Genomic DNA, 16,207 nt, shown 5'->3' with positions numbered 1-16,207 from the left:
CTCGCCCCAATTGGATAAAAATGAACAATTTTGTAAATTATAAATCTTTAATATCAAAGTTACATGTTACTTATGATTAAAAATCATTTAAATGATACATAATTTCATGAACTTTCAGATTGTAACTTTAGGGTATACTTTAAAGTTACACAAAACATCTATATGAAGACTAAAGTCCAAATTAGTGTTTATGTTGGTTCAATGTATTACATTTCGTATTTTCTATTTGTAACGTAATTTCAGTAATATTATGATTATGTTTTAGAACTTCTAAGGCCTTTTGATAGAGTTGATCTGTATTGCTATTCGGAGCAACCAAATGAGCAGTTAAATGAATATTTCTTGAGGATATAGCCCAGACTTTCAACTGATGAATCCCTTCAACGCCCTCTAGCTTCAATAAATCATTTCTTAACGACTCAATATCAATCTCATCAGGAACTCCTTCAAGCAGAATATTAATACTTTGTTTTAATAAAATCCAAGTTCGAGGTAAGACCCAGAAGCCAATTAACACAGCGATTACGGTATCAACCCACATCCACTGGGTAAAATAAATAACTATTCCTCCGATAATCACGCCTATCGATCCTAGAGCATCACTAAGAACTTCTAAATATGCACCTTTTATATTTAGACTTCCTTCAGCACTAGCAGAAAGGATTTTCATTGAAATCAAATTTACGACCAAACCAATGACCGCGACAATCATCATTTCAACACTTTGAATTTCAGCAGGGTTCGTAAAACGTTGATAAGCTTCATATACAATATATATTGCTACCACAAAAAGCATCACCGCATTAAACAGAGCCGCTAAAATTTCAAATCGCTGATAGCCAAAAGTTCTTTTATCATCTGCGGCTTTTTTACCAATTTTGATAGCGGCAAGAGCAATAGCTAAAGCGGCTACATCAGTAAACATATGAGCTGCATCAGATAACAAAGCCAAACTTTGGGTAATAAAAGCAGCGACAACTTCTACTATTAAAAAAGTGGTCGTTAAACCTAAGGCAACCATTAACTTCTTACTATTTTCTTCAGTAACAACCGCATGGCTATGATCATGATGTTCTGACATAAAATATTTTCCTTATTCTATTTATGATGAGCAGAGATATTGGATAACAGCCAATATCTCTGCTGTAAATCGACTAATCTATTGGATTAAGAAACTTTCTTTTCATTGATCCAACGATAAAGCACGGGTAACAGCACCAAAGTTAGTAATGTTGAAGAGATAATCCCGCCAATCACTACGGTTGCCAGTGGCCGTTGAACCTCAGCCCCTGTTCCGGTTGCCAGCGCCATTGGTACAAAACCCAGTGAAGCCACACAAGCTGTCATCAACACTGGTCTTAAGCGCAAAATAGCCCCTTGCCACACGGCTTTATGCACTGGATATTTGTCCCTTAATTCCTTAATAAAGGTCAGCATTACCAGTCCATTGAGGACTGCAACACCAGATAAGGCAATAAAGCCAATTCCAGCTGACATCGATAATGGAATATCCCTTAGCCAAAGGAACAGCACACCACCGGTCAAGGCAAAGGGTACCCCGGTAAAGACCAATAGACTTTCTTTGACATTGTGAAAGACCGCCATCAGTAAAATAAAGATAGTGATTAAAGCCAGTGGAATCACGATTTGCATCCGTGCTTTGGCTGAAGCCAAATTTTCAAACTGACCGCCATATTCTATCCAATAACCACTTGGCAAAGTGTATGCTTTGAGCTGTGTCTGTACATCAGAAACAAAAGACCCTAAATCACGCCCTTCAACATTCGTTGTAACCACAACTCGGCGTTTACCATTTTCTCGACTGACTTGGTTGATTCCTTCAATGGTCGAGACTTGCGCGACATCCGACAATAAAATACTGCCACCATTTGGAAGCTGAATAGGTAACTGGGAAACAGATGCGACACTACGGTCTTGCTCTCCAAGACGGATAACAAAATCAAAACGACGATCGCCTTCTAAAATCTCTCCCACGCTTTGTCCACCAATACTGGTTGCCACAAGGTCTTGAATTGAACGCACACTCAAACCATATTGTGCAGCCAAAGTTTTATTTACCTCGACATTCAGTAATGGCAAACCTGAGGTCTGCTCAACTTTCACGGCACTGCTACCCGATATTTGCTGAATGATTTTGGAGATTTTAGTCGCCTCAGTATTGAGGACATTCATATCATCACCGAAGATTTTCACACCAACATCACTACGCACACCTGAGATCAATTCATTAAATCGGAGTTCAATCGGTTGTGAAAATTCACTATTATTGCCTGGAATCGTGGCTAAATACGTCACCATACGGCCACGTAATTCATCTAAACTTTCTTTAGGATTTGGCCATTCTGAACGAGGCTTTAACATGATATAGCCATCTGAAATATTGGGTGGCATGACATCTGTTGCAACCTCGGCTGTACCCGTTCTGGCAAATACTGCCTTAATTTCAGGGAAACTCTTTAAAAGAAGTTTTTCAGTATTCTCCTGAATACGTAAAGACTCTTCTAAGCCTGTACTTGGTGAACGTAACTGTTGTACCGCAAAGTCTCCTTCACTGAGCTGTGGTGCAAATTCACTGCCGAGTTTGGTACTGATAAATCCCGTAATCACTAATACACACAGTGCAAAAGTCAGCACAACTGCTTTGTATTGATACGAAATATCAAGAGTTTGCTGATATTTAGCTTTTAGCCATAACATCCAACGACTTTCTTTTTCTTGAATATCGCCTTTGACCCACAATGCCACAGCAGCAGGCACAAAGGTGATCGATAAAATAATGGCTGCAACAAGGGCGAGTACCACTGTCAATGCCATCGGATGGAACATTTTTGCTTCCACACCACTTAAAGCAAAAATCGGCAAATACACCACCAAAATAATAAGCTGACCAAAAATAAGAGGACGACGTGCTTGGCGGGCAGCCAGAAAAACTTCCTTAAAGCGTTCACTTTGTGTGAGAGGTCGTTTTAACAGTTGCTGTGTATGGGCTAAACGCCGGATACAGTTTTCGACAATCACCACAGCACCATCGACAATGATGCCGAAATCGAGTGCACCTAAACTCATCAGATTGGCACTGATATTTTTCTGTGCCATCCCGGTTAAGGTAAACAGCATAGAGAGTGGAATGACACAGGCAGTAATCAAGGCAGCACGGATATTCCCTAAAAACAGGAACAGAATGATGATGACCAGGATTGCTCCCTCTACCAAGTTTTTCTGAACGGTTTTAATCGCCTTCTCAACCAAGGTAGTACGGTCGTACACCGTTTCAATCACTACCCCTTTAGGCAAACTATTCTGAATATCTTGAAGCTTGGCATCCACAGCTTTAGAAACAGTCCGGCTATTTCCACCCATCGCCATCATGGCAACCCCTAAAACGGTTTCTTTGCCGTTATAGGTTGCCCCACCGGTTCTTAAATCATGCCCAATAGAGACTTGCGCAATATCACCAACCCGAATTGGGCTGCCATTTGGGCTACCCAGCATGGTGTTCTCAATATCAGAAAGCCCATTGAATGCACCCGGTACACGTACCGTCAGTTGCTGACCATTGTCTTCAATATAACCTGCACCTCGGTTCTCATTATTTTGCGCTAAAGCCTGTTGCAGTTGTTCTAATGAGATATTCAGTTGCTGCATCCGGTTTAAATCGGGAGAGACCACATAGGTTTTTTCAAAACCACCAATACTGTTGACCTCTGCAACTCCCTTAACACGTTGCAGTTGAGGACGCACAATCCAGTCCTGAATCTCACGCAAATCCATCGGCGTGTATGCAGTTCCATCCGGCTTTTTCGCATTCGGATCTGCCTTCAGTACCCATTGATAAATCTCACCGAGACCCGTAGAAACGGGGGACATCGTCGGTGCGATTTGTGCAGGCAACTCAGATTGCGCCTCCTGTATCCGTTGGTTAATCTGCTGACGGGCCCAATAAATATCAGTCCCATCTTTAAAGACAATGGTGACTTGAGAGAGTCCATAACGGGATATGGAACGGGTAAGCTCCAGATCCGGAATGCCAGCCATGGCATTTTCAATGGGATAGGTAATCCGCTGTTCGACTTCAAGCGCAGTAAAACCCTTGGCTTGAGTATTAATCTGGACTTGGGTATTGGTAATATCGGGTACAGCATCAATCGGGAGTTTCTGATAGCTATACACCCCGACCGCAATCCAGGTACAGACAAAGAGCAACACCCAAATCGCATTTTGTATGGAAAACTGAATGATTCGTTCGAATAAACCTTCTGGTTTTGGCAGATCAGAATTAATGTTCATGGCCTGCCTCGTCTTTTTCTAATTCAGATTTCAACAAGAAACTGCCTTGAGCGATATACTTCTGCCCTTCAGTCAGCCCAGAAATCACTTCAAGCCATTGTCCATCACTTGAAGCCTGCCCCAATTGCACTTTCTGTGCTTTTAAGTGGACTTGACCTTTTTGTTCTGAATCTACGATGAAAATACTGTCTTCACCTTCAATACTTTGCAGCGCAGACTTTTGAATCCGAAGGGCTGATTTTGCTGTAGCTTCCGGAATCAACACTCTCACTAACACATTAGAACGCAACTCAGTAGCTTGCGCATCGAGTTTTGCGCGCACCACCAGACGCCCTGTTTGTACATCTGCCTGAGAGGTTAAGCTTTGTACAGTAGCTTTATAGATTTGATCTGAATCATTCACTTTAAAGTCAATTTTTTGCCCGGCTTGCAGTTGACCTGAGAATTGATTCGGCAAATTAAACTCAAGCCATAAATCTTTCAGCTGTTCAATGACAAAGAGCTGATTAGCCAGTTGCACATTTTCACCGACCACAATATCTTTTTGACTGATCACCCCAGAGATCGGTGCTTTAATCAGAAAACGCCCATTGTTATTGCCACTTGCACCTAATGCATTTAAACGTGCTTGTGAGGACTGGACAGTAATCTGCGCTTGACGGTAGGCATTTTCGGCACGCTGGTAATCCTGTTTGGCAGAAATCCCCTGTGACCAGAGTTGCTGTTCGCGCTGGTAATCTTTACGGGCCAAATCCAGATTCACCTGTGCCATACGCAGATTTGCCTGTTGGTCGATCAGTTCAGGCACGATTAGTACAGCCAGCGTTTGTCCTTTTTGCACGCTCTGTCCTAAAGCCACATTGACCTGCTCGACATGACCACTAAAATTAGGCGATATATGCGCTTGTTGATCGGTATTCACCACCAATTTACCTGGCAGGGTTGTCAGCTTTTCAACCAATCCTGTGGATGCAACAGCAACTTTTAAACCTTGTTCAACCATTTGTTGGCTGGTCAGTTGTATTTCGCCTTCTTCAGCATGTCCTTCTTCAGAACTATCTTCATCAGAATGTTCGGCATTTCCCTCATCATGACCATGCCCCTCAGATTCAGTTTTTTTTGAACTTAACCAAATAACCAGACTGACCAAGACCGTAATCAGAATCAAAATTGCAATCATGAGAGACTGGGATATTTTTCCGTTTTGCTTGGCGTTCATTTTATCGTGCTCCCCCATTGATTAAATTTTGCGATGCTTCGACTGCCTTTTTATTCAGTTGTGTATAGGCATCCGAACGGCTAATTTCTTCATAACTTGTGCCAATACTGAGTGCCTCAGCTGCGAGGGCAGTTTGCCAAGCTTGACGTAGAATTTGTAATTGACCCAATCGAAGATTCTGCAGTTGGGTGGTTGCTTGCTGAACGTCGGTAATGGACAGTTTCCCTGCCTGAAACCCTTGTAAAGTACGGCTCTGAACTTTGGTCGCCAAAGTAACTTGTGCTGTTGTGGCATCGAACTGGCTACGTAAACCTTTGAGCTGATGCATGCTGTTGGCAATATTGAGTATTTGTTGCTTCAGCTCACGCTGCTGCTGTTGGTTCAGCAATATTTGCTGTTGCTGGACCATCGGGATCGCATATTGCTGGCGGTTGAAAATATTCAGTGGAATAGCCACGCCGATTGCCAAAGTCGTATCGTTGCTTTCATTAGGGGTTTTGCTACGTTTCATGCCTACATTTAAAGTCGGATTGGGACGTGCCTGAATTCTTAAATTTTCAATTTGATGATCCGATTGCTGAATGTTCAAGGCATAGAGTTTTTCTAGCCACCCTTCAGCAATATACCGTTGCACAGTTTGGAGACTTTGCTCTGGCCAAGGGATAGCGGTTTTATTCAATTGAAGATGTGAAGATGTTTCTCCCCCCCACAAATTAGACAGCTGACGACCGGCAGCTTGTTTATTCAGCATCGCTTGCTGATAAAGTCGTTGGATTTCTAGCGCTTCAATTTGGGTACGCTCAAAATCAACCAGGGCAATACTGCCTGCCTGATAGCGTTTCTGGGCACTGTCCAGATTGGCTTTACTTGTTTTTAACTGTACTGAATAAGCAGACTGCTCAACCTCAGCAAGTGCAAATTGCGACCATGCAAATTTAACAATCAGTTGGCTTTGTGCCTTCCATAATTGCTGTTGCAATTGGATTTGTTGATTCGAGGTATTGGCAATCACCCGGTTCAGCTTACGCTGACCAAATAGATCTAGAGGTTGACTAACGCCAACATTGAATTCCTGTTCTTGACCTGAGCCAAAGCCAGACTGTTCTAAACTTATACTTGGATTCTGCCATAACCGACTTTGCTGAATATTCAATTCAGATATTTGCTGAACTTGTTGCCACAGCTTGTCTTGAGTCTGGTAACTTTGTACTTTTGCTAAAGCGGATTCAAAGCTGGTAACGTTTTCAGCATAGCTATATTGCATAGCCGCTGCACATATACAAGCAACCAAGCTATGACGCAAGAGTATAATTGATTGTGAAGACATGATTTTTCCCACTTATTTAAATAATAAAAGTGGTGGGAATGTTTTAGGCTACCCCACCATGAGCGGGGAAAATTTGGGAGGTGGGCTTTGTTGAAACAGGTCAGGAGCCTGATAGCTGTTTTTCCAATGAAATTGTGGATTCACTTTAACTTCAGAGCTTGGAGGAAACACATCTACTTTTTCATTTTGTACAATCAAATGCATCATCGATGGTAGATGATCTTGATGATCTTGATGATCTTCACCGATTTCTAAATCGCTACTGAATGTTTTTATGTTTTCTGACTGTCCATTATGATCGTGTTGACGACTATCGCTGGCACACAAGGTATTTTGGTGATGACCAAAATGATAACTCTGCTGTGATTGAGGCTGTTGTTCATGGACACAAAAGGCCGCCGCCACATTCCAAAAGCTTTGGAACATGAACAATCCAACCAAGACTGTAATCCATGTAGTAGAACGCATCATCATAACAATCGAAAAATTTGTACCAAGTATAAGGCTTAGAGCCACTCCAAGGTCAAGCTTAATAAATTAAATTAAACATTCAATGAACACTGAATAGCCGGCACTTTTGCAAATTTACCTTGTCTCTATAAGCTCACATCAATTTCAGGTAAGAATAACAATAGATAGTGAACCGTACCGGGTTTGTCGGAGACTTTTTATTTAAGTTAGGCCACCTGACCTAACGGGTTAATCTTATCATTGTACATTGCTTCAAACTCAAAAGGCGATACATTGTCAACGGCATTCTAAAATTGACCCCTTTTACCTTACAAATGGCAAAGTAAAATTGCCCCCTGAAATCAGAGAAAGAGCGGTTCAATTATTGATTGAATCTGAAAAAGATTATCCTTCTACTTCGGCAGCAATCACAGCTATTGATCCTAAAATCGGTTGTACTCCTGAAACATTGCGTGTTTGGTATCAAAAATATTTAGATCAACAAAATCCTGTCAAAGTACAACAGATATCTGATCAAGAAAAAATGAAGGGTAATCCCCCCTAAAATACTAGCTCTTTAAAAGAGGCAGTATTATGCTTTTACAACATGGTGTTTAACTTGAGAAACTGAATTTAAAACAATCTACTGTAACTCTTCCAGACAGATATGAAATTAATCCACCCCTAGCCCCTTAAACACAGCATCTACCGGATCTGCATAAAAGCTGGTCTGGAACTTGGTAAACAGTTCCACAGGAATCGTTGGGATATCTGCCGCACTACTCATTGGCAAAGCAACCTTCTTGGCACCCGCATCAAAAGCAACTTGCAGACATTCGGCAATACTTTCCACCGGTGTCACTGAACCACCCAAGCTCATATCACCCAGTACCACCATCTGACTTTGAACCGATCGTCCTAAGAGGCCAGAAGCGAAAGCCACTAAACTTGGCAGAGCAAGATGGCTGAGCGGCCCGGTATTCTGTAATTCAACCACATGTAAGTGGAAGTCATGTTCCAGCACCTTACTGCCACCCGATATTCTGGATGCATTGGCCTTGAAGTAGTCAAATGCGATCTTGACCTGCTCCTTGGCACTGCTTGAATTCCATAAGCCTGATGTCGCCAATTTTCCAGAACCTTTGGTCACTTGAAGTTCTAAGCGGTATAACCCCGGCATGCCTTTATTACTGAGCCCGATGGTATATAAGAAACCTGGCTTGGCTGGACCTTCGGGAATCAGTCCGCCACCACCCTGCTCTTTGACTGAGACAAAATGTTCTTCTAAGGTGTCATTGTCGATATAGCTGAAATGAACGTCATAGAATTCCATACCACCAATTTTCTTCAGCTGTTCTTTGACCCGACGGCGCACCTGCAGCGCATATTCCAGGCATTGCCGTACATCTTCTTTGTTAAATTGACCATGTGGGTAGAGCAGCTTCATCAATCCAGAAACCGTCTTGCGAACGGCAATCACATCACGCTGATTCAGGTTATTCCCTAGCTTAAAGTACTTCTCAATGGCATCCGCAAAACTACGCTTACGCATTTCCCGGAAGAACTCAGCCAGATAATCAACGATCAAGCCATAACGGTTGGTAAAGAATTCCGGGCGCATTTTCGGAATTTCCCAACCCGGGATATAGGCATGAAAGCGATCAAAGAATGCTGAATCGATCATGGCTTCAGGAAAAGGAGCCAATAAGTGGCTAGTCTTCACCAAGGATTCAACACTTTGGTTAATATTACCCACAAAAACCATCGAAGCTGAGGCTTCCATCTGTTCACGACCACGGGCAAAAGATCCTGAGGCCATGTAGTCTTTCATGATCTGTACGCCATCTTTGTCCTTAAAGGAAATACCGGCGACTTCATCAAAAGCTACCACATCCCATAAGCCTACCAGACCAATACGGCGGCTACTCATGTTATAGAACAGGTTGGCGACAGTCGTTTGCCCACCAGAGACTAAAATACTATTCGGTGAACACTCTTTGTAAATATGGCTTTTCCCGGTACCGCGTGGTCCCAGTTCACAAACGTTATAGTTATTTTCAACGAACGGAACCATACGCGCTAATAGGTGCCATTGCACGTCCTCTTTTAACGAAGCCGGTTCCATGCCGATCGAACGGATTAAACTCTCGCGCCACTGATCCGTGCTTAATGCTGTTCTGCCACTGAAGAGTTCATCCATATTCATATTCGGCATTTGAATCGGCTTGAGTAAACTCACCCCAAATGGAGAACTAGTCTGTCCTTCTTCAAAATAGTAACTGAGCGTAGCAATGACCCAGATACCACCAACAAGTAATTTTTCATACTCTTTGACGATACCTGCCGAGATTTCGGCATCTTTGATGCCCAGATTACTAAATGATGCTTCGTATTTGTCCTTACGCTCATTCAGCTTTACGGTCACCCGATCAATGACCTTATAACTGCCCCGTTCACGGACCAGGGATTTCACCTTCTCGGCTTCATCCGGTCGGACGTAGTTCTCAGCCAGTACGGTCTTTACGTTACGTAGTCCCTGTTCAATGATCTCTGGATCATCCGAGGCACAGTACATCCCCAGCAGGTATTCGAGTACATAGACAGGGACATTTGCCCCTTCTTTGATCAGTTTAGTCAGATCCTTACGTACCACCCGCCCAGCAAAGTGTTCATTCAGCAGCTGATCCAGTTCTTTATCGTTAGCAGATTCCATGTAGGCTACGCTCTATCGTTAATTCGTTATCAGGAGAAGTCATCGGTAAATGCCAGATCAATGGTGACCTTATAGCGTTGCATTTCGATATTCAGGTCTTTGTCCTTCAGCACTAGGAAGTAATCCTTCTTACGGTCAAAATCAGTACCGGATAATGACAGTCTGACCTGTTTGACCCGATCGGCAACAGAGTCGGTACTGCTATCAAAAGTCAAGGTTTCTTCACTGGAAACTTTAAGATCCCCATCATAAATGGCAATGGATAAAGTCACTGGCATGACCAGCTCACTGACAGCTTCGGTTTGCATCAAATCAAACTTCTGGATGTTATTGACCATCTTCAGCGTGGATTTGGTAGAAATGACCTCAACTTTACGCTTGGTCCGCTGTCCAGCCTTTTCACCACGCAGCTGTTTTACTGTCAGTACAGGCACTACGATTTCCTGAGGCATGATGCCGCCATGTACGAAACGTGAGCCTCCCACAAAATGGAAACGGTTCGCCCCTTTTGGAATCCAGAAATCAGTCGCAGATAGTGTGCCTGCCGTAGCTTGGGTTGAGCCTTTCCATGCTTCCTTGCTCTCTGGTAAACCATGCCCAATCACATAGCGTTTTTTGCTTTTCAATGCATTGGTCGGTTTTTCAGTCAAGCTTGAACGATCCGCAGATTCCAGTTTACTTTGCTGGAACAAGAAGCCATGGTCGGCTGTGATCAACAGGGTAGAAATATTGAAATGCATCAAGATTTTGCGGCTAAGTTCAGTCAGCTCTTCAATGGCATGTTCCACCGCCATAAAGGTTTCTGATTCTGTAGAGGCGCTGTCGCCGCGTGCATCAATCACGTTGTGATAAACGTAAATCAAATCATGGTCTTTCAGTGCTTCACGGCCTTCATCACGCGACCAGCCTTTTACCATTTCAGCGGTTACTGCCAATCCATTATAGGCAGCCAGAATTTTGGATCGTGCTGCAGTCCCTTTGCTGGACTGCCCATCTACTAAAACATCATCCCCTGCGGCCTCTTTGTACTCCAAAGTCTGATGCGGCAATAACGAGGCCATGCCAAGTGTGGTGTAACTTGGGACAACGCCCAGCTGTGAAGACAAGGTCGCTTCAGAATAACGCTTTTCATTAATACGATCACGCAGCTCTACCGCAGCTTCATAACGGAAAGCATCACTGATAATTACCACAATACGGCGTTTCGTTGCAGAACTGAGTAAGGGTCTGACGTGAGTATCGTAGAAGTTCTGCTGATTTGGGATATCCGTCATTTTCCAAACATTCAAGCGTTGCTCAGCTTCTACACGCTCGCCCCAGTTGCGTGCCAAGTGGTCAATAAACCAGTAGGAATAGCAATTTTCGACTTCTTCATCGAGTTTTTTCAGGATATCGACATGAGCGCGTTGAGAAGCAGCACTATAGTGGCGATAGGCCATATCAAAGCGATACAACTCCTGCTCGTAGGCTTTATACAAAGCTTCACTCGAGTCGAAATAAAACCCAGAATCAAACTGCTGTCGCAGGCTAAACAGCTCAATGGCTGCCTGCAATGCTGTATAGACAGTACGATATTTACGGCGTGTTGCATCATCCTTATGTTTGGAAGCCCAATAACCATCCAGACGGGTAGAAATAATCGTTCTGAAATGTTCCAGTTCAGCTTTGGTTGCTGCAGGGATCTGGCTGGCCAGATCAACAATGATCTTTTGTTCAATCACTTCAAAGGTCATGACATCGAGCAGCTGCTCCAGATCAAAAGTCCCGACCTTCTCCTGGATCCGCAGTGCATTGGCCACGGTCTGGGAGAGTGTATCGAAGGTTGGGTAGTATTTGGAGCTGTCTCTCCAGCGCGACAAAAAGGCTCTGGCTGTTGCACGGGAGCTGACTGATGACATCACCAGTTCCTGAGCCCATAGCGGTATATCGCCCAAGCTTTCACAGAAACCTGTAGTCATCAAACGGATAAAGAACGTACCGAGCTTGAATGGTGCTTCCCCATTCAATTCTTCAACCGATGCCGGATAACCAATTTCCGCCTGTAATGCTGTGACTAAAGCTGGCACCAGTTGGAATTTTTCCAGTTCAGCAAAGGAATCTGGATTCACTTCCAGGCTCAGATTCTGCTGTACCATTTCATCTGCCAGCGCCAGAACGATATGCATAAGTTCGACACTGTCAGCCTTGACCACAACCGCAATCATGGCCATGTCCAGATCCTGTGCATCTGCATCAGGCTGGATATAGCGTTTTAAGGTGCTCAGACGTGCTTTGGCTTTGAGAAATTCTTCACGTTTGGCCAGATGTTCTCTTAGACTCTGCTGCTGTAAACCCAGCTCATTGAAAATAATTGAGAAACGATCGGCATAGAAGCTGCGAGAATATAGCTTGATGTCCAGTAACCAGTCTTTTTCGGTTTCAGGCTCAGGGCTAGGGAAATACAGCAAGTATTTACCCTGCTGATCTTGCAGTTCCAGTTTGAGCTTGATCGCCAGGCTCGACTCTTCTGCCATATTCAGAATCTGGACATCATTTAGCTCTAGGGCTTTGATTTCTTCAGTAAATGACTGTTCTGCATCATACCAAAAGACAATTCGGTGCTGTTCAATATAAAAGGCTTGTTCCAGACCTTGTTGTAGTTGACTTAAATTCATGCAACGACCTCATCAAGGTCTAGTACCGGAGAAAAAGCATTCATCATTTCTCCCCCGTAATCGCTTTGACTTCAGCCAACAAGTCCCCAAACTTGCCATAATTGACTTTCACCCCATCATCCAGATCCAGTGAAATACGCTGATCGGCATAATGACGCAGCTTTTCTTCAAAAGTACTGAGTTCAGCCTGTTGCTTATGCAAGTCTTGCAGTTTTTTCTCGATGCGTTTGATTTCAGCCGCAGAGTCACTGCTTTCTTTTGCTGTTTCTAGAGAGTTAGCATAGGCTGCCATTTTGGAAATCAGTGGCATAACGTATTCGGTACGCATACGTGCCAAAGTACTTTCGTTATAGCGGTGCAAGTACACCAACGCCTGGAAAGCGCCCTGTTTACCACTGCTGAATAGCCAGTAGATCGGGCGCTTTTTATAGGTCTGCATGTGGTCTTTATAGAACTTGCTGGCTAAGTAACGGCGAATGGTATCTTCAGCTGTTTCACTGGCTTTTTTATCCAAGCTTTCAGCCAGCCATTGCATATTGGCATCCAGCGTGTCTTTACCCCAAACCGCAGTTAGGAATTCTTGGATACGGTGCGTTGCATCGTCTTCAAACCAGTGCATTTCGGTCAATGGAATAATGCCGTCCGCATCGGCTGGGAATTTTTGATAACGACTTGAATCAAAGTCTTGATTGCCTGCATGAGCATAGATCAGACCTGGTTCGTCCAAGCTATAACGTCCCATCATACAGCCAAGAGCATAAGACACTAAACGCTGGCTGTCTTTTTCACGGTCGGCACGAGTTAAAGTGATTTGCGCATCAGGTACGTCTGGGGTGAGTTCGTCCTGTAAACCATAAGCGTCAATAAACAGCTTATTATTTTCTTCTTCCAGACGTTTCATCTCAGCCACGGCGTCAGCATTTTGCTGTTGCCATGTGTTAAAGGCTTGCTCTAGATTTGATTGGTTGGTACGAATAATTGGGTTTTGATTAAACTCCCATGAGTTTTCATAGGAATCCCAATCTATTTTAGAAATTAGTACACACCTTCTCACGTTCTTAAGAAAATCTGGTGAATTGATCTTCAAAATGGGTATCGCTTCAATATCCTCAACCAAACAATTAACGGTAGGATTAAGTATTTTTAAAAGTTTTTCTGAAATTTTTGAATTTAATATCCCTAAACACAAATCTATATCTTTAGAATCTTTACCAAGCAATGTTGGTGCAGCTTTATTAAAACTCTCAAACCATAAAACTTTTCTAAAAGATGCATTTGCTGAGGTAATAGTTGACCATGTTACACCCTCTAAATCCCATACTTCTTCTTTAGGAATACGAGCGATTTTATCTCTACGATAATGCTCACGAGTTTTTTTATCCCACGCTACTACCCATTCAACATTCCCATACCATTTCCTGTAATCACCTCCTTTGTGATGGAGTTTCCAGCTTTTATCATGTCCTATTTCATTAGAGTTTATTTCCCAAAAATTACGTAAAAATTTTTCGTTATTACCAGTTAATAACTGCCCATCAGATTTTAATAGTGAGCCGATTTTTTTTAATGAAAAAAGAGCACGTAATTTATCACTCACCCAATAAACAATAGGGCTACCAGGTATCTTTTGAAAATCATCTGATTTTGCTATTTTCAGTCTTTCATTTTGAACAGGAAATTGCTTTGGAATATCATTTTCCTTTATATCTTCGTTATCACAATAAGAAAAACTTCCTAAATAATTATTAATATTATAATTCAACATTACTGTTGCTGCAGTACCGAAAGCAATTCCCATAACCCCATTGCCCATATGCACCATACAAGACAAGGTTCGGTCCTGTAGTAACTTTTCACGCATCATTTCATAAGACGACAAGAACATCCAGCTTTGCATCGTGACCATGCTATTAAAGCCACTGTTCTTACACCAAGCAAAACCACGTTCAATAAACATAGCGAACAGATCTGACTTGCTGTCTTGGAATTTCTTCTTGGCAAAATCTTTTAAGGCTGTATTCATGCCTTTGCCACCCATATACGGCGGATTCGCAATCACAGCATCATATTGTTTAGCGAGTAATTTCGCTTGTTGTACTAGAGGTAACAGCTCCTGCGCTGACTGCTGTGCAAAAATATCACCAGACTCTAATGCTGTATTCAGCTTGGTTTCTAAGTCAGGTAGTTTCTTCGCAAATGCTGTAGGGATTTGAATCAAAGAACCAAAGGTCGAAGCGTGTTCAAATAGGTCCAACAGTTCTTTTAAATCTGCCTGTGCAATACCAGTACTTACCAAATCCTGACTGAATGCATCCAAACGTTCAGGCTGACTATCTTGTAACGCAATAATATTCAGCTTCGGTGGATTGCTAAATAAACGGCGGTCATCCTCACGCGCTTTCATCAACAGTGCAAAACTGGCGAGCTGTGCAGCACGGGTATCAATATCAATGCCGTATAAGTTCTTTTCTAAAATCAAACGTGGAATATCACGGCTGCGGTAGCCACGTTCCAAATAAATCGCTTTTAAGCAATCATAAGCTTCAACGAGTATATGCCCCGAACCACAGGCAGGATCGAGTACCGTAATGCTTTCAGGATTTAAAGTATCGCCATCTTCACTGATGCGTACATCAATCAGTTGTTTCAGCTGTGCATTGACTTCATCGCTTTGCTCAGCTGGCTGAATATAGTATTCCCACTCACTGACTAGCGTGCTTTCTGGATGGGCCATCAGCCATAAACGACCAACACTGTTCTGTACCAGATATTTTACAATCCAGTTTGGGGTGAATAACTGTGTCGCTGCAGGAATGTCTTCACTTTTGACGACTTTACCAATCACCTGATCTTTCTTTTCAGAAATATAGAACTGGTACAACCAGCCAATAATTTGCACATCCGACCAGTCTTCTTCCGGAATGCTGCTCACTAAATCACGGATCAACGAATCGGTTTTGGTAAGATTATCCGGTAACAGTAGTTCAGACTCATCAGAAACCTGTTCAAACAGGAGTGGCATCACCTGATTCAACGCATGACACTGAGCCAGTAACAGCTCACGATACAGCTCTTCGTCTTTATTGCCATCCAGCTTTAACTCAGCCACACGGCTGGCATCTAAACCCGGTAGGTCAATATCCAGACATTCTTCCAGAATCTGCGGTAACCCAGCACTGCCATCGGCACTACTCAGTACACGGCGACCATGATCCAGTAAGCCTTTGCATTCCATGTAGCGAATCGCACAGAGACGGTTAAACCAGCTATAAGCGATATAATCAATGGTTTGCTCAAAACTGCTGGTTTGAATGCGTTTGATCAGCTTCTCACGTGGTTTCAGGACTGATAGCGGAAAAACCTGATCGCCAATCAGCAGCAAGTCGCCTTTCTGTTCTGCCGGTAAAATGCGGTCTGCGGTGATGCCATATTTGGCCGCCTGCTTGCGCATGGCTGCGATAAAATCATTGCGTGCTTGCGGTGCGTATTTTTTAATATGACTGGTATTCATCTTTAAACCTTTAATTAATGACTGA

The 16,207-nt window shown here is 43.0% G+C and carries 8 protein-coding genes and 1 pseudogene; 1 reads left to right on the top strand and 8 read right to left on the bottom strand.

Annotated features, from left to right (window positions below):
• Nucleotides 1-181: 181 nt before the first annotated feature.
• The 5 genes from P253_RS14255 to P253_RS14235 form a co-directional block, all read right to left on the bottom strand.
• Nucleotides 182-1,081 carry a cation diffusion facilitator family transporter gene (locus P253_RS14255; RefSeq protein WP_023274435.1) on the bottom strand — a complete coding sequence of 300 codons (900 nt, stop codon included), beginning with the start codon at nucleotides 1,079-1,081 and terminating at the stop codon, nucleotides 182-184.
• An 86-nt stretch (nucleotides 1,082-1,167) separates the two neighbouring features.
• The gene (locus P253_RS14250) at nucleotides 1,168-4,308 is read right to left on the bottom strand and encodes an efflux RND transporter permease subunit (RefSeq protein WP_016658776.1); all 3,141 of its coding nucleotides are present in this window, start codon (nucleotides 4,306-4,308) and stop codon (nucleotides 1,168-1,170) included.
• Entirely contained in the window at nucleotides 4,298-5,527 is a 1,230-nt protein-coding gene (locus P253_RS14245; RefSeq protein WP_016658777.1) for an efflux RND transporter periplasmic adaptor subunit, read from the bottom strand. The genes P253_RS14250 and P253_RS14245 overlap by 11 nt, the downstream gene beginning before the upstream one ends.
• Nucleotide 5,528: 1 nt before the next feature.
• Nucleotides 5,529-6,854 (bottom strand): TolC family protein, encoded by a 1,326-nt coding sequence (locus P253_RS14240; protein WP_016658778.1) that lies wholly within the window; start codon nucleotides 6,852-6,854, stop codon nucleotides 5,529-5,531.
• Nucleotides 6,855-6,902: 48 nt separating this feature from the next.
• Entirely contained in the window at nucleotides 6,903-7,322 is a 420-nt protein-coding gene (locus tag P253_RS14235) for a cation efflux protein, CzcI-like (RefSeq protein WP_212749373.1), read from the bottom strand.
• Nucleotides 7,323-7,617: 295 nt separating this feature from the next.
• On the opposite strand from P253_RS14235, the pseudogene P253_RS14230 reads away from it, so the two are divergent.
• Nucleotides 7,618-7,854: pseudogene (locus P253_RS14230) on the top strand (hypothetical protein); the annotation flags it as partial.
• A gap of 123 nt (nucleotides 7,855-7,977) precedes the next feature.
• Here P253_RS14230 and brxL read toward each other — a convergent pair.
• The 3 genes from brxL to pglX are packed head-to-tail and all read right to left on the bottom strand — an operon-like array spanning nucleotide 7,978 to nucleotide 16,182.
• Entirely contained in the window at nucleotides 7,978-10,017 is a 2,040-nt protein-coding gene (gene brxL, locus P253_RS14225; RefSeq protein ID WP_016658780.1) for a protease Lon-related BREX system protein BrxL, read from the bottom strand.
• A gap of 29 nt (nucleotides 10,018-10,046) precedes the next feature.
• Nucleotides 10,047-12,671 (bottom strand): BREX-1 system phosphatase PglZ type A, encoded by a 2,625-nt coding sequence (gene pglZ / locus P253_RS14220; protein ID WP_016658781.1) that lies wholly within the window; start codon nucleotides 12,669-12,671, stop codon nucleotides 10,047-10,049.
• Between the two features lie 43 nt (nucleotides 12,672-12,714).
• The gene (pglX, locus tag P253_RS14215) at nucleotides 12,715-16,182 is read right to left on the bottom strand and encodes a BREX-1 system adenine-specific DNA-methyltransferase PglX (protein ID WP_016658782.1); all 3,468 of its coding nucleotides are present in this window, start codon (nucleotides 16,180-16,182) and stop codon (nucleotides 12,715-12,717) included.
• Nucleotides 16,183-16,207 lie beyond the last annotated feature (25 nt).

The organism is Acinetobacter indicus CIP 110367 (genome assembly GCF_000488255.1).
Lineage (GTDB): Bacteria > Pseudomonadota > Gammaproteobacteria > Pseudomonadales > Moraxellaceae > Acinetobacter > Acinetobacter indicus.
Note: the sequence above shows the minus strand (reverse complement) of the source record. Positions and strands in the feature narration are given on the sequence as shown.

What these genes read in the sequence shown, in the direction of transcription:
- P253_RS14255 (WP_023274435.1), bottom strand. Translation starts at nt 1,081, where the DNA reads ATGTCAGAACATCATGATCATAGCCATGCGGTTGTTACTGAAGAAAAT.
- P253_RS14250 (WP_016658776.1), bottom strand. Translation starts at nt 4,308, where the DNA reads ATGAACATTAATTCTGATCTGCCAAAACCAGAAGGTTTATTCGAACGA.
- P253_RS14245 (WP_016658777.1), bottom strand. Translation starts at nt 5,527, where the DNA reads ATGAACGCCAAGCAAAACGGAAAAATATCCCAGTCTCTCATGATTGCA.
- P253_RS14240 (WP_016658778.1), bottom strand. Translation starts at nt 6,854, where the DNA reads ATGTCTTCACAATCAATTATACTCTTGCGTCATAGCTTGGTTGCTTGT.
- P253_RS14235 (WP_212749373.1), bottom strand. Translation starts at nt 7,322, where the DNA reads ATGCGTTCTACTACATGGATTACAGTCTTGGTTGGATTGTTCATGTTC.
- brxL (WP_016658780.1), bottom strand. Translation starts at nt 10,017, where the DNA reads ATGGAATCTGCTAACGATAAAGAACTGGATCAGCTGCTGAATGAACAC.
- pglZ (WP_016658781.1), bottom strand. Translation starts at nt 12,671, where the DNA reads ATGAATTTAAGTCAACTACAACAAGGTCTGGAACAAGCCTTTTATATT.
- pglX (WP_016658782.1), bottom strand. Translation starts at nt 16,182, where the DNA reads ATGAATACCAGTCATATTAAAAAATACGCACCGCAAGCACGCAATGAT.